Consider the following 21,220-nt stretch of genomic DNA (forward strand, 5'->3'; position numbering starts at 1 on the left):
TGCTGGCTGACGGCTGTTGGTGACGGCAGGAACTGCCTGACGGCGGCTGTTTCGACAAGATTGCGGCGGGGCCGGTAAACTAACAGATGGATCCGGCTGCAGTCCGTGGCGGCTGGTTCCTGCCATGTGTGGAAAGTCCCTGGTTTCCGGGGGATTTCCGCGCGGGCAGACCCGGCAGTGAAGTACTGAATCGGGCCTCACGGCACATCTCTAGGAGTTATTGTGGCACTTGACGCCGCTGTAAAGCAGTCCATCATTCAGGATTTCGCAACGTCCGAGGGCGACACCGGTTCGCCGGAGGTCCAGGTTGCAGTCCTGACTCAGCGGATCAAGGATCTGACTGAGCACATGAAGGTGCACAAGCACGATTACCACACCCAGCGCGGTCTGCTGGCAATGGTGGGTCGTCGCAAGCGTATGCTCACCTACCTCAAGAACACTGACATCACCCGCTACCGTGCGCTCATCGAGCGTCTCGGCCTGCGCCGCTAGTCAGCTTTAAGGGGCGGCCCCTTCCGTGACGGAAAGGGCCGCCTTCTTCAGAAGAAAATTAAACAGGAGGATCAACCGCATCACGCATTCGCGGTCCTCGGTAGTGATCCCCGGGAACGGCTTCGAAGAATGAAGCCCTCGGCCCGTGGGTCTCGATCGATGACCGGGTGCAGTGCAGGCCAGTAGACAGATGCTGGACTGGGTTGATGCGGCTGGACTCCGTGAAACAAGAAACGGAGGTGACTCTCTTGGAGGGTCCCGAAATCCAGTTCTCAGAAGCAGTCATTGACAATGGCCGCTTTGGCAAGCGTGTAATCCGCTTTGAAACCGGCCGTCTTGCCAAGCAGGCAGCCGGCGCAGCCATGGTGTACATCGACGAAGACACCGCGCTGCTGTCCGCCACCACCGCAGGCAAGCACCCGCGCGAAGGTTTCGACTTCTTCCCGCTGACGGTTGACGTTGAAGAGCGCATGTACGCCGCCGGCCGTATCCCGGGCTCGTTCTTCCGCCGTGAAGGCCGCCCGTCCACCGAGGCCATCCTGGCCTGCCGCCTCATGGACCGCCCGCTGCGTCCGGCCTTCGTCAAGGGCCTGCGCAACGAGGTCCAGATCGTGGTGACCGTCCTGGCCATCAACCCTGACGAGCTCTACGACGTGGTGGCCATCAACGCCTCCTCCATGTCCACCCAGCTCTCGGGCCTGCCGTTCTCCGGCCCGATCGGCGGCGTCCGCGTTGCCCTCGTCGCCGACGAGCACGGTTCGCAGTGGGTTGCTTTCCCCAAGCACTCCCAGCTCGAGAACTCCGTGTTCAACATGGTTGTAGCCGGCCGCGTTGCCGGTGACGACGTCGCCATCATGATGGTCGAAGCCGAAGCAACCGACAACTCCTGGAACCTCATCAAGGAACAGGGCGCAACTGCTCCCACCGAAGAGGTTGTCTCCGAGGGCCTCGAGGCTGCCAAGCCGTTCATCAAGGCACTCTGCGAGGCCCAGGCGGACCTGGCTGCACGCGCTGCCAAGCCCACCGTTGAGTTCCCGGTCTTCCTGGACTACCAGGATGACGTCTACGCCGCTGTTGAGTCCGCTGCCGCTGAGAAGCTGGCCGCTATCTTCCAGATCGCCGACAAGCAGGAACGCGACGTTGCAACGGATGCGCTCAAGGACGAAGTCACTTCTTCCCTGGCCGGCCAGTTCGAAGGCCGCGACAAGGAGCTGTCCGCAGCATTCCGCTCGGTTACCAAGCAGGTTGTGCGCCAGCGCATCCTCAAGGACCAGATCCGCATTGACGGCCGTGGCCTGACGGACATCCGCCAGCTCACCGCCGAGGTTGAGGTTCTGCCCCGTGTGCACGGCTCGGCAATCTTCGAGCGCGGCGAAACCCAGATCATGGGTGTCACCACGCTGAACATGCTCAAGATGGAACAGCAGATCGATTCGCTGTCGCCCGTCACGCGCAAGCGCTACATGCACAACTACAACTTCCCGCCGTACTCCACCGGCGAGACCGGCCGCGTGGGTTCGCCCAAGCGCCGCGAAATCGGCCACGGCGCCCTCGCCGAGCGCGCCATCATGCCGGTGCTGCCGTCCCGCGAGGAATTCCCCTACGCGATCCGCCAGGTGTCTGAGGCTCTCAGCTCCAACGGTTCGACGTCGATGGGTTCCGTCTGCGCTTCGACGCTGTCCCTGCTCAATGCAGGTGTGCCGCTGAAGGCAGCTGTTGCAGGTATCGCCATGGGCCTGGTCTCCGACCAGGTTGACGGCCAGACCCGTTACGCAGCCCTGACCGATATCCTCGGCGCCGAAGATGCTTTCGGCGACATGGACTTCAAGGTTGCCGGTACCGCCGAGTTCGTTACGGCCATCCAGCTGGACACGAAGCTCGACGGCATCCCCGCTTCCGTGCTGGCAGCAGCGCTGAAGCAGGCCCGCGAAGCCCGACTGCACATCCTGGACGTCCTGAACTCCGCGATCGACACACCGGATGAGCTCTCCGAGTTCGCGCCGCGCGTCATCGCGGTCAAGATCCCGGTTGACAAGATCGGCGAGGTCATTGGGCCCAAGGGCAAAATGATCAACCAGATCCAGGAAGACACCGGCGCCGACATCTCCATCGAGGACGACGGCACGGTCTACATTGGCGCCACCAACGGTCCGTCTGCTGACGCAGCACGCTCCGCCATCAACGCCATTGCCAACCCGCAGATCCCGGAAATCGGCGAGCGTTACCTGGGTACGGTCGTCAAGACCACCACCTTCGGTGCCTTCATTTCCCTGACTCCGGGCAAGGACGGCCTGCTGCACATCTCCGAGCTGCGCAAGCTGGCCAACGGCAAGCGCGTGGACAACGTGGATGACGTGGTTTCCGTCGGCCAGAAGATCCAGGTGGAAATCACCAAGATCGATGACCGTGGAAAGCTGTCGCTGTCCCCCGTGGTGGCTGAAGAAGAAGGCGCCGAGAGCGTTGACGCTTCCGCCGCAGAGGGCGCTGCCGAAGCGGAGTAGTCCACTGACGCGGAGTAGCATCTTCCTCCACACAGCATGAATCGGCGGGGCCGGTGGATGATCCACCGGCCCCGCCGCTGTTACGATGGCAGCCAGATCCGGCTGCCGCTCCTGAAAGGCTTCAATGACTGTTGTACCCCTGCCGCTTGAGCAGAACCAGCCCGGCGACACCCTGGTCCACGGCTCCGACGGCGGCTCCGTTGTCCGGCGTTCGGTGCTGCCGGGCGGCGTACGGGTGCTCACCGAAGCGATGCCGGGCCAGCGTTCGGCGACCATCGGTTTCTGGGTGGGCGTCGGGTCACGCGATGAAGCCCCGGGCCAGCACGGCTCCACGCACTTCCTGGAGCACCTTCTGTTCAAGGGGACCAAACGCCGCACTGCCCTGGAAATCGCCTCGGCCTTTGACGAGGTGGGCGGGGAGTCCAACGCAGCCACGGCCAAGGAGAGCACGTGCTATTTCGCGCGGGTGCTGGACACGGACCTGCCCATGGCCATCGACGTCATTGCCGACATGATCACCGGTGCCGTCCTGGATCCGGCCGAGATGGAGCAGGAGCGCGACGTCATCCTGGAGGAAATCGCCATGGACAGCGATGACCCCACCGACGTTGCGCATGAAAACTTTGTGGCTGCCGTCCTGGGCACCCACCCGCTGGGCCGCCCTATCGGCGGTACGCCCGCCGCGATCCGCGCCGTCGCCCGCGACTCCGTCTGGGAGCACTACCGCCGTTACTACCGCCCGGATGAGCTGGTCATCACCGCCGCCGGGGGCCTGGAGCACGACGTCGTCTGCAGCCTTGTGGTGGACGCCCTCCACACTGCCGGGTGGTCACTTGAGCCGGATGCCGCCCCCGTGGATCGCCGCTCCACCGAGCGGGCGGACATCACCGGCACAGCCGGGCTGCATGTGGTCAAGCGTGCGGTGGAACAGGCGAACATCATCATGGGCTGCCCCACGATTGTGGCCACCGATGAACGCCGCTACGTCATGAGCGTCCTCAACGCCGTCCTGGGCGGCGGGATGTCTTCGCGGCTGTTCCAGGAAATCCGCGAAAAGCGTGGCCTGGTGTACTCCACGTACTCCTTTGCCTCCTCCTACGCGGACGCCGGCTACTTCGGGATGTACGCAGGCTGCACACCATCCAAGGTCCGCCAGGTGCTGGACCTGCTGGGGCTCGAGCTGGACAAGCTTGCCGAAGGCGGCATCTCCGACGACGAACTGCGCAAGGCCGTGGGGCAGCTGTGCGGTGGAATTGTCCTGGCACTGGAGGACACGGGTTCCCGCATGTCCCGCCTGGGCCGCGCTGAACTCGTGTCCGGCGAATACCAGGACATCGACGAGACCCTCCGCCAGATCAAGGCGGTCACCGCGCAGGAGGTCCAGGAGCTTGCCAGGGAACTGGCAGCCGCCCCGCGGACTGTCACCGTGGTGGGCCCATTCGAGGAGACCGAAACCTTCGGTCTCTGACCGGCAGGCCTGCGCCCGCCATAATGAACCTATGAACTTTCCGCAGCCGGGCACGGTGCACGCCGTCCTGGAGAACTTCCTGGGCCATTGGCGCGGCACCACCCGGCTGAACGCTTCGGCCTGGGGGCCCAAGCGCACGGCCTCGGCGGAAATCAGTTATACCAGGGCTGCCGGAGGCTACGCCGTCGTGCAAAGTTACAGACACACCGAAGCCGATGGCACGCACTTTGAAGGCCACGGCGTTTTTACTGTCGACCCTGACCACAACGACATCCTCTGGTACCACGTGGACAGCATGGGCATGCCGCCGGGAGCCCCGGCCCGCTGCACGTGGGTGGACGGTGTGCTGCGCGTCGAGCGCCACAGCGACCGGGGGACTGCCCGCCATAGTTTCCGGGTGGACGACGACGTGCTGATCCACACCGCCGAGTTGCGCCTCGGCGAGGGGCAGGACTTTGTCCCTTTCATGACCTCCGAGTGCCGCCGCGTCTGACCCCATCCCGACCACTGAGTCCCACCTGCCGCGCGAACGGACACTTGGGGCCCTGCACGTTTTGGCGCGAGAGGACAGTTAAGACCGCTGCTTCTGCGCGAACGGACACTTGGGGCCCGTGCAGAATTCCGACCGTCAGCCGGCTGATTCCAGAATCCTTGTCCGCGGAGCGCCGTTCAAGGCTGGCGCCGCGGAAGACGAATTCCACACTTTACTTTTCAGGTTCGCCAGCAAGGTCCACCGGATCCCGGTCGAAGGCTTCTTTCCACATGCCAAAGTCCTTAATGCCATGTTCGATTTGCAGTGTGTACATTGCTGATTCTCCTTAGTTCATCGTGTTAGTTGATCGCACTTATTTGCCTCCGTGCTGTCCAACCCGTGGCTCCTGTCCTGGGACAGCCTGCACGGTTCCGCTGAGTCGCGTACTGTCACGTTAACTGCCTGACGATTTGGCCGGTACCCCAGAAATCTGGGGTCTTGGTAGACAACCCCGGTGCTGTCCACAGAGGGCATACTGGGGGAATGACCTCCGGCGGGCCCTGGAACAGGAGCCTTGAACGGATCCGGCTCATCGGCGACTCCGCCCCGGATCACCACGCGTTACGCACTGCCGTGCTCGCTGAGTTGGGCCGGGTGCTTCCGTTCAGTGCTTTCGTGTGGCCGCTCTCAGATCCGCTGACGGCGACGGGCATGTCGCCCATGGCCCGGATACCGTGCCCGGACGAGCTGCCGTTGCTGATCCGCCTCAAGTATCTGACGCCAGCAGGTCGGTGGACGCAGTTGGCGATCAGCCCGTCGCCGGTGACGACGCTGCTGCGCGAAACGGCCGGCGATCCATCACGGAGCCTGCTATGGGATGGCCTGATGAAGCGCTACGGAGTGTCCGATGTCCTGTTCGCAGTGCTGGCGGACAAGCACGGCTGCTGGGGTTGGATTGACCTCTGGCGAACCGATCCGGACGATCCGTTTAGTGCCGAGGAAGTGGGATACCTCGCTGCCGTCGTGCACGAAGTGACCCCCGCCCTTCGTCGTTCGATAGCCCGGCAGTTTCTTGTGGAAGTGCCTGGCGGACTCGACCCCGTAGGACACGAGGCTGTCCGTGCGGAGGTGCCAGCAATCGGCGGAAGTTCGAGGCCGGACTTGCCTCAGCAGGCTGTGCTGACTCTGGATGCGGATATGGCTGTGGTGGGTGGAACGGCTTCGGTAGAGGAGTGGCTGGGGCTGCTTCAGGCCGGCCCGCGTCCCTTTCAACGCGTACCGGCCGAGGTCCTCAACGTCGCTGCCCAATTGCTGGCGCGTGAAGCGGGCGTGGATCGTCATCCTTCGTCCGCCCGTGTGCACATAGGGTCAGGCCAGTGGGCCCTCCTCCAGGCCAGCCGGATGGACTCCACCGGCACGGCGGCCATTCCGCCATTGGCCGTCACCATCCAGGCCTGTCCTCCAGAGGCAAGGCTTGACATGTTCGCCCGAAGCTTCGGGCTGTCAACGCGGCAGCGGCAATTGTTTGAGCTTGCAGCCAGCGGCGCTGACACTAACGCCATGGCTGCTGCCTTGGGGATCGGGGCGTATTCCGTCCAGGATCAGTTCAAGCAGATTTTCGAGACATGCGGCGTCCATAGCCGCGCGACGTTGTTGGCCCTGGCGATGGGAACGGCCCAGTAACTGAAACGCCGTTCAGCTCCATTCAGCTCCACGCCGGTGGCAGGCTTGTGTCCAGGTCCAGGTCCAGGTCCAGGTCCAGGTCCAGGTCCAGGTCCAGGTCCAGCTCGAGTTCCAAGTCCAGATCCGCGTCCAAGACCGAACCGGTGCTGGTGCCGGCGCCGGGCATGGGGATGTTGGCTGGCCAGCGGGGTGGTTCCCAGTCGGGGTGTTCGCTGGCGTAGTGGCGTCCGGTGGGTGATATCCAGCCGGGTGGTTCGTTCTTGGTGGCGGTGGTGGGTTTCCAGGCTGTGGTGTGTCTTAGTCTGTGGTGTTTGTGGCAGGGTTGGCCGAGATTTGAAATGCCGGTGGTGCCGCCGTGGGCCCAGGCGAGGAGGTGGTCGGCCTCGTTGTCGAGGGAGTGGTTGCTGCAGCCGGGGAACGGGCACTTCCCGTCGCGTAACCGCAGCCATTGGCGTTGGGCTTTGGTGAGCCGGTAGCCGGTCCGCCCGATCTCGAGCGGTGCGCCGTCGCGGGGGTCGATGAGGACGCGGTGGAAGGATTCGGCGCCGTCGGCGATCAAGTGGCGGGCCATGGACGGCGGGATCGGGCCGTACCCATCCAACATGGCTGGCTCGTCGGTGAGGCCCAGCAGCGAGAACACCGGGACCGTGATCAACACCTGCGCCCGCGGCGATGGAACGCCGCCGCTCACGGCGAGGCCCCCGGTCTCTTCGTCGCTCGTTTCGCCGGTCGCGCCGCCGCTCTTTTCCCTACCCTCATCACCGGTTCCGCCGCCGGTGATGTTGTTGGTCAGGAGACAGGTGGCGACGCTGTCGGCGCGGAGCTGGCTGAGGTTCCGGTCCTCGTCCGGGCCTTGGAGGGCTCTAGCTGCGCTGGTGGTCCGGTCCCAGATCCCGGCCGCCTGGTCCGCGGGGAGGTACGCGCTGAGCCAGGCCATACCGTCCCGGTCCGGGGCGTATTCCAGGCGCCGGTCCGCGGCGCTCTTAATGTGGCGTTTTTCGATGCTGACCGGGTGATGGCGTTCCCGCCAGGTCCGGGCCTTGTGCCGGAACCTCCCGGGGATGAGCTCACCGGCTGGGCCACGTGCCGGATTCACCACGTGAGGGTCCAGGAAATGTGCCTCGAGGGCCTGCGCCCCGGCGGGGTCGAGGTTGGTGGTTTCGTCGACCATGATCCGGGCGTGCTGCCACGAAATCGTCCCGGCCTGCAACGCGGACAACGTCAAAGGCAGGGCAGTGGTCAGGGAGTGCGCCTCGGCGAGGAGGGCGCCGGCGGCCCGTTCGCTGACCGTCAGAGCACACGCGACCTCCGCGACCATGGCCATCTCCTGCCCGGTATTGTCCTCGGGCGACGTTGCAGGGCCCGCCAAAGCCTCGGCAGCGGCGGAGTAACCGGCGGCCAGCCAGGCCTTCAGGGCGGCACTTTTGGCGTCCAGCCGTGAGATCTCGGCCATCCCGTCCAGGAAACCATCTGCCACCCGGCGCAACGGATCAGCGTCCCCGGAACAGCCGGAATCGGTCCCGCCCCGGAGCGCAGAAGCAAGCTCAGCGAAAGACACCGAAAGGGCCTCCGCCGTCGCCACAGCCGCTCTGCTATCCATACTCAAATCATCCCCGGAGGGTCTGACAATAACGGCGAGGCTAAACGGCTATGTGCATAACTCCGCCAAGCAACTGTAAGTGCCTGCATCCGTGGGCGGTTTCAAGGTGTCCTCGCAGGGACTCAACTGTCCGCTCGCGCCAAGGATCCGGCGCCTCAACTGTCTGTGAGAATCCGTTCGCGCCGTCTGCGAGGTGGTCTACCCGCCGGCGAAAGGGGGCAGCACGTCAACCACATCGCCCGGACTTAACACAGTCGTGCGGTCCCGGACGGCCACCTCGTTGAGCAGGAAACTGCTCCGGGACAGGATGCGTTGCAGGGGAGGAGTGCCAGCAGCGGGCTCGGCGCGGTCCACAGCCAGGACCGCTTCCAGCAAATCGGCCACTGTCGCCCCGGGAGGGAGTACGAAGAGCTCTTCTTCGACCCCAGCAGCAGCGCGTGCGGCAGCGAAGTAACGTACGTTCAAGAATTCAGCCTCCGATGGCGCTCATGCTGCGGTCCGGCTGGACAAAGTCCGCCGCGCCGAGACCTGTGTGGTCCATGCCGTGGGCCTTTGGCTTGACCCACATGGCATCCTGCCAGCGTTCGGCCAGGGCCTGATCACTGGCGCCGTCCCGCAGCAGACCCAAGAGATCAAACTCCTCACGGGAGAACAGGCAGCTCATGATCTTGCCCTCGGCTGTGATCCGTGTGCGACGGCAGTCAGAGCAGAACGGCTCAGTGACGGACGCGATGATGCCCACGGTGCCGAGCACCGGCCCTTGGGCTTCCGGCGCCGCCTCCACGCCTTCCGGCGCCGCCTCCGCCTTCCGGCCGCTCCACGCCTTCCGGCCGATGCGCGTTAGCGGCAGACACTAGTCCCTCGGTACCCAGCACGGGACTATCCGGCCCCGCGGTCCGGGCCGCCCGGCGTCGTACTTCAAAGCGTTCTGCGGGGGCTCCGTCGCGGGCGCGGGGATCGGGACTCAACACAAAGTCGCGCGAGAGCAGAGCGCGGATCTCGGCCGCGGTGATCATGTTCCGGCGGGTCCAGCCGTGGTCTGCGTCGAGCGGCATCTGCTCGATGAAGCGTAGTTCGTAGCCGCGGTCCAGCGCCCAGGCGAGCAGGGACGGCGACTCGGTGTCGTTGATGCCCCGCATCAGGACGGCGTTGAGTTTGACGGGGCCCAGTCCCGCGGCCCAGGCGGCATCGACGCCGGCCAGGACACGGTCCAGGAAGGGGCGCCGGGTCAGCTTGGTGAAGGTTTCTTCGTGCAGCGAATCCAGTGAGACGTTGATGCGGGTCAGGCCCGCAGCCTTGAGCGCGGCGGCCTTCTTGTCCAGGCCCACGCCGTTGGTGGTCATGGAGATGGGCAGTTCCGGATGGTTGCTGCGCAGGGCCGCAATGATGTCAATCAGGTCCGCACGGACCAGTGGCTCCCCGCCGGTCAGGCGCAGTTCGCGAACACCGAGCAGTTCCACGCCGATCCGGACAATCCGCACGATCTCCTCGGCGGACATCACGGCCTGCTTGGAAAGCCATTCAAGCCCCTCGGCCGGCATGCAGTAGGTGCAGCGCAGGTTGCATTTGTCCGTCAGCGACAGCCGCATGTCCGTTGCCCGGCGGCCGTACTGGTCCAGCAGCCCCGGCGCCGTGCCGGCCGGCCGGGCAGGCGGCAGCCCCGGCCCTGCATCCTCCCGGGGTTGTGGCATGCCTAGCTGAACACTCATGAATTCAGGCTACGCCACGTTTACCCCGGGATCACGCCCATGACGTCCGGGATCCGGTCCATCGCAGGAAGTCCCTCCGAACGGTGGCGAAGTCCCGCGCCGCCGGGGCCCGGCGAACCTATGCTGGAGAGGTGAACAGCTCCCAGCCCCTGCAGGAAACGGCCGACGACGGCGCCACCTCGCCAGTGCGGTCGGGAACCGATGGTGCCGCTCATGGGAGCCGCCGCTGGGCCGCCGCGTCGGGAGCCGTGGCCGCCGGCGCCGCCGTCGTCATAGGGGAGCTGCTGGCAGGACTGTTCAGTCCGTCCCTCTCGCCCCTGACGGCAGTAGGCGGAGCCGTGATCGATGCTGTTCCGCCGGGTGTGAAGGACTGGGCCATCTCGCTGTTCGGCACCGCCGACAAAGCGGTGTTCGTGGGCGGGATGCTGCTGGTTATCCTGGCCGTCGGGTCGTTGGCCGGGATCCTGGAGCAGCGCAGGCGGTTTGCCGGTGGGGCGGTGATTGCTGTTTTTGGGCTCGTCGGGCTCAGTGCGGTCCTCACTCGTGCCCAGATGACCCCGGCTGCGGCTGTAGTGGCACTGGCCGCAGCCCTGTCCGGTGCGCTCCTGCTGGGATGGCTGATCCGCCGGCTCCACGAAGGGCTCCCGGCCGGCGCAGCTGGGACAGGCGCCGCGGGGACAGCAGCCGGGACAGACGCCGCGACGGCGCAAATTCCCGCGGGTACGGAAAGAACCGCCGGACGGCGCACGTTCCTGCAGGTCCTGGCAGCGAGCGCCGGGGCCACCGCCGTTGGCGGGGTTGTGGCCGCGGTCTGGCGAGGTGCAGCCTCCGGCATCAGCACCGCCCGCGAAAAGCTGCAGCTGCCTGCCGCAGTCTCCGGAGCGCCCGCCATCCCGGCCGGCGCCGAGGTAGGACTGGCCGGAATGCAGCCGCTGGTCACACCGAACCGTGACTTTTACCGGATCGACACCGCCCTGATCGTCCCGTCCCTCGACCCCGAAGCCTGGGTTCTCCGCGTTATAGGGATGGTGGAACAGGAGATTGAGCTGAACCTGGCCGATCTGTTGGCCAAGCCGCTGATCGAACGGCACGTCACCATCGCCTGCGTCTCCAACGAAGTGGGCGGGGACCTGATCGGCAATGCCCGCTGGCTCGGCTGGCCGGTGCGGGAACTCCTGGCCCTTGCCCGGCCGCAATCCGGCGCCGACATGGTGCTGTCCCGGAGCTCCGACGGCTGGACGGCGGGCACACCGCTGGAGGTCCTCACTGATCAGAGGGACGCCCTGCTTGCGGTGGGGATGAACGGCGAACCGTTGCCGCTGGAACACGGCTTCCCGGTCCGGTTGATCGTGCCGGGCCTCTACGGCTACGTTTCCGCGACCAAATGGCTCACGGAACTCCGCGTCACCAGGTTCGCGGACGACGTCGGCTACTGGACGCCGCGCGGCTGGTCCGACCGCGGCCCCATCAAAACGTCCTCGCGGATCGACGTTCCGCGCACCGGCCGGCGGGTGGGTGCTGGAACGGTTATGTTTGGCGGCGTTGCCTGGGCCCAGCACACCGGGATCGGAAAAGTAGAGCTACGCGTCAACCGCGGGCCGTGGCAGGCGGCCCGCCTCGCGCCCGGGATCTCGCTGGACACCTGGTACCAGTGGCAGCTGGGCATCGAGCTGACTCCCGGCCAGTACGAGGTCCAGGTCCGTGCCACAGACCTCAACGGCGACCCGCAGGTGGAGGAACGCCGGCCGGTTGCGCCCGACGGTGCCACAGGCTTCCACACCATTAGAGTTGACGTGAATCCATGACCGCCCGGACCGAAGGCAGGACCATGCACAGCCCTCCGCACCAGCACGGCCACACGCCCCACCAGGCACGGTCCGTCGCCCTGCACCGCGCCGCCGTGATCGAACTGCTGGCGCCCCTGCTCGCCCAGGGCCGGACGGGAACGCTGGCACTTCGCGACGCGCTGGGCAAGGGCCTCGCCCAGGACGTGATGGCCCCCCTGAACCTCCCGCCGTTCGCCAACTCCCAAATGGACGGCTTTGCCGTCAACAGCCTGGACGTGCCCGACGGCGGTGCGGAGCTGCCTGTGGTTGTCCCCGTTCCGGCAGGTGCCGTGCCGGCGGCCCTGGACCGCGGCACTGCCGCCCCCATCATGACGGGAGCCATGATTCCCGCCGGTGCTGACGCCGTCGTGCCCGTGGAACGTGCCGTTCCGGACCGGTTCCCCGCCCCGGGGGAAACAACCACTGTGTGGTTGCCGGCGACGGCGGCCGGCACGTTCGTGCGGTCGGCCGGCAGTGATATTGCGGCGGGGGAGCGGGCGCTGGCGGCGGGAACCTTCCTAGGCCCGGCGCAGCTGGGGCTGCTGGCGGCCCTGGGGATCGCCGAAGTTACTGTGCGCAGGCCGGTGACCGTCCTGCTGGTCACCACGGGCGACGAAGTCGTGGAACCCGGCCGGCCCCTGCCGGCCGGCAAGATCTACGATTCCAACGGAACCCTCCTCGAAAGCGCCATGCGGCAAGCAGGCCTGGCCGTGGTGCGCACGGCCATCGCCTCGGACCATCCTGACGAATTCCGTACACTGCTGCGCAGCCATGCCGGCACTGTGGACCTGATCGTCACTACGGGCGGGGTCAGCAAGGGAGCCTACGAAGTTGTCCGCCAGGCCATGGAGGGCCAGGCCACCGAGTTCCTGCATGTGGCCATGCAGCCGGGCGGACCGCAGGGTATCGGGACGTTCGACGGCGTGCCTTTCCTGGGATTCCCGGGAAATCCGGTCAGCTGCCTCGTCTCCTTCGAAATGTTCCTGCGGCCTGTGTTGGCTGAACTGTTCGGAGCACCGTCACCGCGGATCCCTGTCCGTGCACGGCTGGGCCACAGCCTTTCGTCGCCCGAACACAAGCATCAGGTCCGGCGCGGAACCCTCCAGGGGGACGGAACCGTCCGCCTGGAAGGGGGCGAAAGCTCCCATCTCATGCACGCCCTCGCCGGCTCCAACGCGCTGGTGCACGTACCGGTTGGGGTTTCGGCGCTCGCCGAGGGTGACGAGGTGGAAGTATGGATGCTGTGAATCCAGAACATAGCCCGTCCGCGCTGACCCACCTGCGCCAGGACGGAAGCGCCCAGATGGTGGATGTGTCCGCGAAAGCCGAAACCACCCGGGAAGCCACCGCCACTGCCACCGTCCGCACCACTGACGAGGTGCTGCGCCTCCTCGGATCCGGCGGCCTGCCCAAGGGCGATGCCCTGGCCGTGGCGCGGGTTGCCGGCATCATGGCCGCAAAAAAGACCCCCGACCTCATCCCGCTCTGCCATCCCTTGCCGCTCTCGAAAGTCACCGTGGACTTCGAGCTCGGAACCGATTCCGTGGCCATCCTGGCCACGGTCAAGACCCGTGGGGTCACCGGGGTTGAGATGGAAGCGCTGACGGCGGCCTCCGTGGCTGCCCTCAGCGTGTACGACATGATCAAGGCCGTCGACAAGCACGCCGTGCTGACCGACATCAAAGTGCTGGCGAAAAGCGGCGGCAAGAGCGGGGACTGGACACTATGAGCACCGAGAGCACTTACCCGGCTGAGCCAAACACAGAGCCGCACACTCACCTGCCGGAGCCGCACACGCACGGCGAGGTGCAGGGCCGGAAGGCCGGGGTTGTCATCGCGTCCACCCGGGCCGCCGCAGGCATCTATGAGGATGTAACCGGGCCCGTCATCATCGACTGGCTCACCGAGCATGGCTTTGAGGCGTACCCCGCCATGGTGGTGCCGGACGGTGAGCCGGTCGGTGCGGCGATCCGGGCCCTCCTCACCCAGCATCCCGCCGTCGTAATCACCAGCGGCGGCACCGGGCTCAGCCCGGACGACCGCACACCCGAGGTCACCCTGCCCCTTCTGGACCGGGAAATCCCGGGCATCATGGAGGCCACCCGGCGCGAAGGGGCAGCCAAAACGCCGCTCGCCGCGCTCAGCCGCGGGCATGCCGGCGCTGCGGGGCAGACGTTCATCATTAACCTGCCCGGGTCGCCCAAGGGCGTTATGGACGGACTGGCTGTGCTCGATCCGTTGATCGGGCACCTGTGCGACCAGCTGGAGGGCGGTCATGGGCACTGACGCGGTTTTCGAAGTGGTCCACGCGGTGCTGAGCGCAGAACCCATCTCCGTGGAGCAGGCCATCGCCGCGGTGGAGTCTGACACCGCAGGGGCCGTGGTCAGTTTCAGCGGGGTGGTGCGGAACCACGACGGCGGCAAGGCAGTGGAGCGGCTCAGTTACAGTGCGCACCCCACGGCTCACCAGGTAATGGCCGACGTCGTCGCCCGCCTGGCCGCCGAACATGCCGGCGACGGGGCCGCCACGCAGCCTGTGCGGATCTGGGCTGCCCACCGCATCGGGATGCTCAACATCGGAGATCCGGCGCTGGTCTGTGCGGTCTCGGCTGCGCACCGCGGACAGGCCTTTGCCGTGTGTTCCGAACTCGTGGACCGCATCAAGGAGCAGGTTCCCATCTGGAAGGAACAGTTCTTCGCCGACGGCACGGTGGAGTGGGTGGGCGCAGGCAGCTGAGCACCACGGGCTTCCCTCCGCGTTCCGGCGGTTGCGAGGTAACGCACAGCCTCCGGTTCAATCCCGCACCCGGCCCGACGGTAGGGTTAACGGCATGACCGAACAACTCTCCGTGCCCACCCGCGTGGCTGTCCTGGGCGCCAACGGGCGCATGGGCGCCGAAGCCGTAAAGGCCGTTGAAGCTGCCTCCGACCTGATGCTCGTAGCCGCCCTGGGACGCGGCGACTCGCTGGACCAGCTGGCCACGTCAGGTGCCCACATAGTGGTGGACCTCACCGTCCCCGAAAGCACGGAAGCGAACGTCCGCTACGCCGTCGAGCATGGCATGCACGCCGTCGTGGGAACCACGGGTTGGGATGCCACCAGGCTCGCCGCCCTGGAAGCCCAGCTGGCAGAGAACCCGGAAACCGGAGTGCTGATCGCCCCCAACTTCGCCCTCGGCTCCGTGCTGGCCTCGGCCTTCGCTGCCAAGGCCTCCAAATACTTCGAGTCCGTCGAAATCATCGAACTGCACCACCCGGAAAAGGTTGACGCGCCGTCCGGGACCGCTGTGCGCACCGCCCAGCTCATCGCTGCCGAGCGCAAGGCTGCGGACGTTCCGCCCAGTCCTGACGCGACCACCAGCGAACTCGCCGGCGCGCGGGGTTGCGAGGTTGAAGGAGTCCGCGTTCACAGCGTCCGGCTGCGCGGGCTGGTGGCCCACCAGGAGGTGCTCCTCGGCGGTCCGGGGGAGCAGCTGACCTTCCGCCATGATTCCTTTGACCGTGCTTCCTTTATGCCCGGAGTGCTGCTTGGCGTGCGAAACGTCGCCGCGCATCCGGGACTGACGGTTGGCCTGGACGGCTACCTGGACCTGGGGCTCTAGGCCGTGGGCGAGTTCCTGGCTGCGTTCCGGAAGAACCGCACCAAGATCTGGGTGGGTGCCGTCACGCTCCTGCTGGTCTTCTACCTGGTGGTGTCCTTCCAGCGCTCCGTTCTCCTGCTGCTGGACAGCAACCCCGCCGCCAAGGCCATCGGAGCGGCCTACCTGGTCCTCCCGGCCATCGGCGCCTGGGCCATGATCCGTGAACTGCTGTTCGGTGCGCGCACGGAACAGATGGCCAAGGTCCTCGAGGCCGAAGGCGGGCTCCCGGTGGACGAACTCCCGCGCACACCCGCCGGCCGGATCGTCCGCTCAGCGGCGGATCTGGAATTCGAAAAGTACAAGTCCGAGGCTGAGGCCGCGCCCGGCGACTGGCGTTCGTGGTTCCGGCTCAGCTGCGCCTATGACGCTGCCGGGGACCGCAAGCGCGCCCGCGCCTCCATGCGCGACGCCGTGAAGCTGTTCCGCGGCAACGTTCCGGCGTAGGAGCCTGCTCTCGGCGGCAGGTCAACGGCGGCAGGCTAGCGCAGGCCGGCCCGTCCGCCGCGCCCCAGTTGGTTGGCGGCATGGCCCACCAGTTCCAGTGGCCCCCGCCATTTCAGGAGGACAAACACGATGCCCACGGCGATGGCCGTCACGGCATGTGCCCAGTACATCCCCGCCTCGGTCCAGCCCGCGGGCAGCGGCTTCAGGTAGAACGCCGAAACCACCCACACATGCACTGAGTAGAGCGTGAGCGTCATCGCCCCCGCGCCGCGCAGCGGCAGCAGCAGGTCCAGGTCCAGCCAGTCAGCCAGCCTGCCGAGCAGGAGGAACACACCCACAACGGCGGCCGCCACGCCGCAGGTGTGAAGCAGATCCAGCGTGGTGGCCGAATGCGGTGCCGCGGCCGCCAGCCACCACCACGATCCTTCCTGCCGGATTCCCGTGAGGTTGACCTGGAGGACACTGTCCAGCGGGTATCCGGGAGCGTTCAGGACTGCCTCCAGCGCGGCACGGCCGCCCCAGGTCTCCATTGCGGCGGTGCCCAAAGCCTTGGCCAGTGCGGCCACCGCAGTCCCGCCGGCAAGCAGGAGGACAGGAACCATCGCCTTGGTGAGGGCCAGCCGGCCAATGACCAGGCCCACCAGCAGGTACGACAGCCACTGGAACACCGGGTAGTAACCGGTCAGGAACAGGTCTCCCAGCAGAGGGAAGGGCGTCGAGAGGTCTTCCCAGGACGGGTTGTGCCCCAGATTCAGGGGCGGATTGGCTGCCATAAGCCAGGGGCGGAGGAGATATGCGAGGACCGGGGAAACGACGATCCAGCCGGCGGCCCAGGCGCACAGTGCCTTCAGCTTCAGGCCAAGGAAGGGCAGGATGCACAGGAACAGCAGGGCGTAGTGGACCAGGATGATCGCAAGGTTCACTTCCAGCCCGCCCAATGAGAGCCCGACGGCGGCAATCACCAGGGCGCGCAGTGCGATGCCGCGGCGTGCTGCGTTCAGGGCAACACCTTCCGGAGGTACCTGTTTTCCGGTGGACAGCGCCAGGCCCACGCCAGCCAACACGGCGAAGAGGGCTGCCGCGCGGCCGGAGAAGGTCAGGCCGATCCACGTGGGAGTGAGGTCGGCGTTTGCCTCGAAGGTGGGGAGCAGATGTGTGGCCATCATGCCAAGGAGCGCCAGCCCCCTGGCTGCGTCAATACCGCGGAGGCGGCCCACGGCCTGTGAGGTTCGAGGCACCCGCGAGGGTCTTGCCGGGGCACGGGACGTCATGAGGCGATGTTCTCACACGAACCTTTGTGGCAGCAGTCAAGAGCCAGCCGGAAACACGGTCTTGCAGACCTTGTGTTCGAATATATGTTCGAATAATATGGGCACCATGCAAACCCCATCCCAGCCGCGACCCTTCCCGGAATCCTCAACCGCCGGTGGATCAGTGCGCCCCGCCCGGGACGCCCAGGACCCCGGCTCGGCACAGCCTGTTGGACTGATGAAAGCGATGAGCCCGGGAGTGGTGGACTTCCTCTTCCGCCAGCTCGTGGCAGGTCGGCCCCCTGTGGACATCCAGTGGCAGGACGAAGGCGTCACACTCACCGCCCAGCCGGCGGGTGCAGAGCTGGCCCGCAGGTTGGACGAAACCGACCTCGACGCCTTGATGCCTACGGAACTGTTCCACTACGTCCGGGCGGCCCAGCGGCTCGCGGCCTGGGCTGAGGGGCTGCGGGAGGCAGCGGTGGACCGATACTGCCAGCCAGGGAAGCCGCAGGATGGCGTAGTTCCCTCGGCCAGGCGCGCATCCCTAGGATAGAGGGGTGACTGATGCCCTGACCGTCTCTGCCGTGCAGTACCAGGCGCTGGAAGGCGGGATTATCCCGAACGTGCAAGAACACGTCCGGCTGGTCGAGGACGCCGAATCCCACGGTGCCCGGCTGGTGGTGTTTCCTGAGCTGTCGTTGACGGGGTACCACCTGGCGCTACTGGCTGCTGACGACTCGTGGCTTCAACGCGATGACCCGCGCCTGGCCGATCTCCACGAAATCTGCCGCCGGACGGGGATCACCGCCGTGGCAGGTGCTGCCTATCGGGAACCTGACGGCACGCCGCGGCTCGCCAGCCTCGTGATCCACCCCGACGGCACTACTGGACTCGGGTTCAAAACCCACCTCCACGGCCCGGAGCGGGAGGCCTTCGTCGCGGGCGGCGGTGCCGTCGTGATCGAGCTGGATGGCTGGAAGATCGCGCTGGCCATCTGTTTTGACGCCGCGGTTCCGGACCACTCCACCGGGGCAGCCCAGGCCGGCGCGGATATCTATGCCGTTTCGGCTCTGTACACGCAGGCGGAAGAACGGCGGCTTGGCCTGCATCTTGGAGCCAGGGCCATGGACAACAGGATGTTCGCCATCTTGGCGAACCTTGGCGGAGACACGGCGCTGGGCCCCTCCTGCGGCCTCAGCGGGTTCTGGGGACCGGATGGCTTCGAAATGAAAAAGGCTGCCGGAACCGGCACCGAAATAGTCACCGCCATCCTGCAACGGAGTGCCTTGCGGAAATTCCGCTGACTCCGCGGGAGTCGACCTGCGGTGCGTGCTGACCCCATTTCCTGGGGCATCGCGGCCCGCTAGTTGACGCGGATCACGCCGTCCCCATTGTCCTAACCAGCTGCCGACAGGGTAACGTTTTTTCCATGCCTCACAAATCCGCCACCGCTCCTGTCCTTGGTACGCTCCTGACCGCTATGGTCACGCCCTTCACCAAGGATGGCGCCGTGGACTACAAGCAGGCGGCCGAACTGGCCACCAAGCTTGTGGACGATGGCTGCGACGGCCTGGTCGTCACCGGGACCACCGGTGAAACGTCCACCCTCTCGGATGAAGAAAACCTTGGCATGTTCCGCGCTGTCATGGAGGCCGTGGGAGACCGCGCCGCCATCATCGCCGGCACCGGGACGAACGACACCGCACATTCGGTGCGCCTCTCCCAGCAGGCGGCAGCGCTCGGCGTCGACGGCCTGCTGCTCGTCACGCCGTACTACAACAAGCCCAGCCAGGCCGGGGTCCGGGCACACTTCGAAGCTGTCGCGTCCGCCACCGATGTGCCCGTTATGCTCTACGACATTCCGGGCCGCTCCTCCATCGCGATCGAGCCCGAAACCATGATCCGCCTGGCGCAGCACCCGAACATCGTCGCCGTCAAGGATGCCAAAGCCGATTTCATGGCAGCCAGCCGCGTGATGGCAGAGACGGACCTGTACTTCTACTCCGGCGATGACGGACTCACCATTCCGTGGATGTCCTTGGGCGCCGTCGGACTCGTGGGTGTCACAACCCACGTCGCAACGCGCCGCTTCCGCGAGCTGATCGACGCCATCAACGCGAACGACCTCGAAACCGCGCGTAAGATCAACTTCGAGCTGCTGCCCGTCGTGAGGGCAACGATGACCCGCGTCCAGGGAGCCGTTGCAGCCAAACAAATTCTTAAATGGCAGGGAGTCCTGCCCAACTCGATTGTCCGTTTGCCCCTCGTGGAGCCGGACGAAGCCGAGATCGTATCCATCCGCGAGGATTTGGCGGAAGCGGGGCTGGTCTTTCCCTGAGGGCTAAGACCAGCACCCTTCCGCCTGGAAAGTAGTGCACTATGACCCAAACCGCCCTTCCTGGCCTTGTCACGCCTCCACGCCTGCCGCAAGGCACCCTTCGGATCGTTCCGCTGGGCGGACTGGGGGAGATCGGCCGGAACATGGCCGTGTTCGAAATCGACGGAAAACTGCTCATCGTGGACTGTGGTGTCCTCTTCCCGGAGGAGACCCAGCCCGGCGTTGACCTGATCCTGCCCGATTTCTCTTACATCGAGAACCGTCTTGACGACATCGTGGCCGTTGTCCTGACCCACGGCCACGAGGACCACATCGGCGCCGTTCCCTACCTCCTGCGGCTGCGCGCCGACATTCCCCTGGTGGGCTCACAGCTGACCCTGGCGCTCATCGAGGCCAAGCTGCAGGAACACCGGATCCGTCCGTACACGATGACCGTTGAAGAGGGCCAGGTCGAAAAGTTTGGCCCCTTCGAGTGCGAGTTTGTCGCGGTCAACCACTCGATCCCCGATGCTTTGGCTGTGTTCATCCGCACGGCCGGCGGCACTGTCCTGCACACGGGCGACTTCAAGATGGACCAACTGCCCCTGGACGGCCGGATCACCGACCTCCGGCACTTCGCCAAGCTGGGTGAAGAGGGCGTTGACCTCTTTATGTCCGACTCCACCAACGCTGACGTGCCGGGCTTCACCACCGCCGAAAAGGAAATCGGCCCCACGCTGGAACGGCTCTTCGGCCAGGCCACCAAGCGCATCATCGTGGCGTCCTTCTCCTCGCATGTCCACCGCGTCCAGCAGGTGCTGGACGCCGCCGCCAAGCACAACCGCAAGGTGGCCTTCGTGGGCCGCTCCATGGTCCGGAACATGGCCATCGCCGCCAAGCTCGGCTACCTCGACGTTCCCGACGGCCTCCTCGTGGACATCAAGAACATCGACAACATGCCGGACAACCGCGTGGTCCTGATGTCCACAGGTTCCCAGGGCGAACCGATGGCCGCGCTGTCCCGCATGGCCAACGGCGACCACCGCGTAGTAGTGGGCGACGGTGACACCGTGATCCTGGCCTCCAGCCTCATCCCGGGCAACGAAAACGCCGTCTTCCGCATCATCAACGGCCTGCTCAAGCTCGGCGCGGACGTGATCCACAAGGGCAACGCCAAGGTGCACGTCTCCGGACACGCAGCCGCCGGCGAGCTGCTCTACTGCTACAACATCCTTGAGCCGCTCAACGCCATGCCCGTGCACGGCGAGACCCGCCACCTGATCGCCAACGGCAAGATCGCCATTGAGTCCGGCGTCCCCACCGCCAGCGTCATCCTTGCCGACAACGGCACCGTGATCGACCTCAAGGACCACCGCGCAGACGTGGTGGGCCAGGTTGAAGTGGGCTTTGTCTACGTGGACGGCTCCAGCGTCGGCGAAGTCACGGAAGCGGACCTCAAGGACCGCCAGACGCTTGGCGATGAAGGCTTCATCTCCATCATCACCGTCATCAACCGCACCACCGGCAAGGTGGTCTCCGGACCCGAGATCCACGCCCGTGGCGTGGCCGAGGACGATTCCGTCTTCGACGAGATCATCCCCAAGATCAACGCCGCCCTGGAAGAAGCCGTGCTCAACCGCACGGACCACACCACCCACCAGCTCCAGCAGGTTGTCCGCCGAGTTGTCGGCACCTGGGTCAACCGCAAGCTGCGCCGCAAGCCCATGATCATCCCGGTGGTCCTCGAGGCGTAACAGCCCCGAAGGCAAGCGGAATGGCAAAGGCCCGGTTCTTGTAGAACCGGGCCTTTCCCA

General features: G+C 65.9%; 21 protein-coding genes. 16 read left to right on the forward strand and 5 right to left on the reverse strand.

Annotation, left to right across the window (positions count from 1 at the left end; genetic code table 11):
• Window positions 1-222 precede the first annotated feature (222 nt).
• The 5 genes from rpsO to NIBR502772_RS09570 all read left to right on the forward strand — a co-directional run bounded on the left by rpsO (window position 223) and on the right by NIBR502772_RS09570 (window position 6,616).
• The gene (gene rpsO / locus NIBR502772_RS09550; RefSeq protein ID WP_056348417.1) at window positions 223-492 is read left to right on the forward strand and encodes a 30S ribosomal protein S15; all 270 of its coding nucleotides are present in this window, start codon (window positions 223-225) and stop codon (window positions 490-492) included.
• 248 nt (window positions 493-740) lie between these two features.
• Window positions 741-2,993, forward strand: coding sequence for a polyribonucleotide nucleotidyltransferase (locus tag NIBR502772_RS09555; protein WP_141142014.1), 2,253 nt, complete (start codon window positions 741-743; stop codon window positions 2,991-2,993).
• Between the two features lie 124 nt (window positions 2,994-3,117).
• Window positions 3,118-4,461 carry a pitrilysin family protein gene (locus tag NIBR502772_RS09560; RefSeq protein WP_056348420.1) on the forward strand — a complete coding sequence of 448 codons (1,344 nt, stop codon included), beginning with the start codon at window positions 3,118-3,120 and terminating at the stop codon, window positions 4,459-4,461.
• 31 nt (window positions 4,462-4,492) lie between these two features.
• A complete protein-coding gene (locus tag NIBR502772_RS09565; protein ID WP_141140011.1) occupies window positions 4,493-4,954 on the forward strand; it encodes a DUF1579 family protein in 462 nt (153 codons plus the stop codon).
• A gap of 522 nt (window positions 4,955-5,476) precedes the next feature.
• Window positions 5,477-6,616 carry a helix-turn-helix transcriptional regulator gene (locus NIBR502772_RS09570; RefSeq protein WP_141140012.1) on the forward strand — a complete coding sequence of 380 codons (1,140 nt, stop codon included), beginning with the start codon at window positions 5,477-5,479 and terminating at the stop codon, window positions 6,614-6,616.
• A gap of 22 nt (window positions 6,617-6,638) precedes the next feature.
• On the opposite strand, the gene NIBR502772_RS09575 is transcribed toward NIBR502772_RS09570, so the two are convergent.
• From NIBR502772_RS09575 to moaA, 4 genes are all read right to left on the reverse strand, one after another.
• On the reverse strand, window positions 6,639-8,216 hold the full coding sequence (locus NIBR502772_RS09575; RefSeq protein ID WP_141140013.1) for an HNH endonuclease signature motif containing protein: 1,578 nt from the start codon (window positions 8,214-8,216) through the stop codon (window positions 6,639-6,641).
• Window positions 8,217-8,414: 198 nt separating this feature from the next.
• Window positions 8,415-8,681 (reverse strand): MoaD/ThiS family protein, encoded by a 267-nt coding sequence (locus tag NIBR502772_RS09580; RefSeq protein WP_141140014.1) that lies wholly within the window; start codon window positions 8,679-8,681, stop codon window positions 8,415-8,417.
• A gap of 4 nt (window positions 8,682-8,685) precedes the next feature.
• Complete coding sequence (locus NIBR502772_RS09585; protein WP_371706831.1) at window positions 8,686-9,000, reverse strand: hypothetical protein; 315 nt, start codon at window positions 8,998-9,000, stop codon at window positions 8,686-8,688.
• Window positions 8,933-9,925: a GTP 3',8-cyclase MoaA gene (moaA, locus tag NIBR502772_RS09590; protein ID WP_210412420.1), complete on the reverse strand. Its 993-nt coding sequence runs from the start codon at window positions 9,923-9,925 to the stop codon at window positions 8,933-8,935. Before moaA ends, NIBR502772_RS09585 begins: the two co-directional genes overlap by 68 nt.
• 248 nt (window positions 9,926-10,173) lie before the next feature.
• Between moaA and NIBR502772_RS09595 the strand changes: the two genes are divergently transcribed.
• The 7 genes from NIBR502772_RS09595 (at window position 10,174) to NIBR502772_RS09625 (ending at window position 15,836) form a co-directional block, all read left to right on the forward strand.
• Complete coding sequence (locus NIBR502772_RS09595; RefSeq protein ID WP_246848790.1) at window positions 10,174-11,730, forward strand: molybdopterin-dependent oxidoreductase; 1,557 nt, start codon at window positions 10,174-10,176, stop codon at window positions 11,728-11,730.
• 23 nt (window positions 11,731-11,753) lie between these two features.
• Entirely contained in the window at window positions 11,754-12,998 is a 1,245-nt protein-coding gene (gene glp / locus NIBR502772_RS09600) for a gephyrin-like molybdotransferase Glp (RefSeq protein WP_141142016.1), read from the forward strand.
• Window positions 12,986-13,480 carry a cyclic pyranopterin monophosphate synthase MoaC gene (moaC, locus tag NIBR502772_RS09605; RefSeq protein WP_141140016.1) on the forward strand — a complete coding sequence of 165 codons (495 nt, stop codon included), beginning with the start codon at window positions 12,986-12,988 and terminating at the stop codon, window positions 13,478-13,480. The genes glp and moaC overlap by 13 nt, the downstream gene beginning before the upstream one ends.
• Complete coding sequence (locus NIBR502772_RS09610; RefSeq protein ID WP_141140017.1) at window positions 13,477-14,037, forward strand: MogA/MoaB family molybdenum cofactor biosynthesis protein; 561 nt, start codon at window positions 13,477-13,479, stop codon at window positions 14,035-14,037. Before moaC ends, NIBR502772_RS09610 begins: the two co-directional genes overlap by 4 nt.
• Window positions 14,027-14,488 (forward strand): molybdenum cofactor biosynthesis protein MoaE, encoded by a 462-nt coding sequence (locus tag NIBR502772_RS09615; RefSeq protein ID WP_141140018.1) that lies wholly within the window; start codon window positions 14,027-14,029, stop codon window positions 14,486-14,488. Before NIBR502772_RS09610 ends, NIBR502772_RS09615 begins: the two co-directional genes overlap by 11 nt.
• 94 nt (window positions 14,489-14,582) lie before the next feature.
• Window positions 14,583-15,353, forward strand: coding sequence for a 4-hydroxy-tetrahydrodipicolinate reductase (dapB, locus tag NIBR502772_RS09620; RefSeq protein WP_141140019.1), 771 nt, complete (start codon window positions 14,583-14,585; stop codon window positions 15,351-15,353).
• Between the two features lie 3 nt (window positions 15,354-15,356).
• Window positions 15,357-15,836, forward strand: a complete 480-nt coding sequence (locus NIBR502772_RS09625; RefSeq protein ID WP_141140020.1) for a hypothetical protein — start codon at window positions 15,357-15,359, stop codon at window positions 15,834-15,836.
• Between the two features lie 35 nt (window positions 15,837-15,871).
• Here NIBR502772_RS09625 and NIBR502772_RS09630 read toward each other — a convergent pair whose 3' ends face one another.
• Window positions 15,872-17,107 (reverse strand): heparan-alpha-glucosaminide N-acetyltransferase domain-containing protein, encoded by a 1,236-nt coding sequence (locus NIBR502772_RS09630; protein ID WP_141140021.1) that lies wholly within the window; start codon window positions 17,105-17,107, stop codon window positions 15,872-15,874.
• 226 nt (window positions 17,108-17,333) lie between these two features.
• Here NIBR502772_RS09630 and NIBR502772_RS09635 point away from each other — a divergent pair, with 226 nt between their 5' ends.
• From NIBR502772_RS09635 to NIBR502772_RS09650, 4 genes are all read left to right on the forward strand, one after another.
• The gene (locus NIBR502772_RS09635; protein ID WP_210412450.1) at window positions 17,334-17,642 is read left to right on the forward strand and encodes a hypothetical protein; all 309 of its coding nucleotides are present in this window, start codon (window positions 17,334-17,336) and stop codon (window positions 17,640-17,642) included.
• Window positions 17,643-17,646: 4 nt separating this feature from the next.
• On the forward strand, window positions 17,647-18,393 hold the full coding sequence (locus NIBR502772_RS09640; RefSeq protein ID WP_141140022.1) for a carbon-nitrogen hydrolase family protein: 747 nt from the start codon (window positions 17,647-17,649) through the stop codon (window positions 18,391-18,393).
• A gap of 125 nt (window positions 18,394-18,518) precedes the next feature.
• On the forward strand, window positions 18,519-19,427 hold the full coding sequence (gene dapA / locus NIBR502772_RS09645; RefSeq protein WP_141140023.1) for a 4-hydroxy-tetrahydrodipicolinate synthase: 909 nt from the start codon (window positions 18,519-18,521) through the stop codon (window positions 19,425-19,427).
• Between the two features lie 41 nt (window positions 19,428-19,468).
• Complete coding sequence (locus NIBR502772_RS09650) at window positions 19,469-21,160, forward strand: ribonuclease J (RefSeq protein ID WP_056342897.1); 1,692 nt, start codon at window positions 19,469-19,471, stop codon at window positions 21,158-21,160.
• The last annotated feature ends 60 nt before the right edge of the window (window positions 21,161-21,220 follow it).

The sequence above is a fragment of the Pseudarthrobacter sp. NIBRBAC000502772 genome (assembly GCF_006517235.1).
In the GTDB taxonomy this organism is placed as follows: Bacteria; Actinomycetota; Actinomycetes; order Actinomycetales; family Micrococcaceae; genus Arthrobacter.

Excerpts from the sequence above, each read along its gene's own strand:
- NIBR502772_RS09560 (WP_056348420.1), top strand. The coding sequence starts at position 3,118 with ATGACTGTTGTACCCCTGCCGCTTGAGCAGAACCAGCCCGGCGACACC.
- NIBR502772_RS09565 (WP_141140011.1), top strand. The coding sequence starts at position 4,493 with ATGAACTTTCCGCAGCCGGGCACGGTGCACGCCGTCCTGGAGAACTTC.
- NIBR502772_RS09570 (WP_141140012.1), top strand. The coding sequence starts at position 5,477 with ATGACCTCCGGCGGGCCCTGGAACAGGAGCCTTGAACGGATCCGGCTC.
- NIBR502772_RS09575 (WP_141140013.1), bottom strand. The coding sequence starts at position 8,216 with ATGGATAGCAGAGCGGCTGTGGCGACGGCGGAGGCCCTTTCGGTGTCT.
- moaA (WP_210412420.1), bottom strand. The coding sequence starts at position 9,925 with ATGAGTGTTCAGCTAGGCATGCCACAACCCCGGGAGGATGCAGGGCCG.
- glp (WP_141142016.1), top strand. The coding sequence starts at position 11,754 with ATGCACAGCCCTCCGCACCAGCACGGCCACACGCCCCACCAGGCACGG.
- moaC (WP_141140016.1), top strand. The coding sequence starts at position 12,986 with ATGGATGCTGTGAATCCAGAACATAGCCCGTCCGCGCTGACCCACCTG.
- NIBR502772_RS09610 (WP_141140017.1), top strand. The coding sequence starts at position 13,477 with ATGAGCACCGAGAGCACTTACCCGGCTGAGCCAAACACAGAGCCGCAC.
- NIBR502772_RS09615 (WP_141140018.1), top strand. The coding sequence starts at position 14,027 with ATGGGCACTGACGCGGTTTTCGAAGTGGTCCACGCGGTGCTGAGCGCA.
- dapB (WP_141140019.1), top strand. The coding sequence starts at position 14,583 with ATGACCGAACAACTCTCCGTGCCCACCCGCGTGGCTGTCCTGGGCGCC.
- NIBR502772_RS09630 (WP_141140021.1), bottom strand. The coding sequence starts at position 17,107 with ATGACGTCCCGTGCCCCGGCAAGACCCTCGCGGGTGCCTCGAACCTCA.
- NIBR502772_RS09635 (WP_210412450.1), top strand. The coding sequence starts at position 17,334 with ATGAGCCCGGGAGTGGTGGACTTCCTCTTCCGCCAGCTCGTGGCAGGT.
- dapA (WP_141140023.1), top strand. The coding sequence starts at position 18,519 with ATGCCTCACAAATCCGCCACCGCTCCTGTCCTTGGTACGCTCCTGACC.
- NIBR502772_RS09650 (WP_056342897.1), top strand. The coding sequence starts at position 19,469 with ATGACCCAAACCGCCCTTCCTGGCCTTGTCACGCCTCCACGCCTGCCG.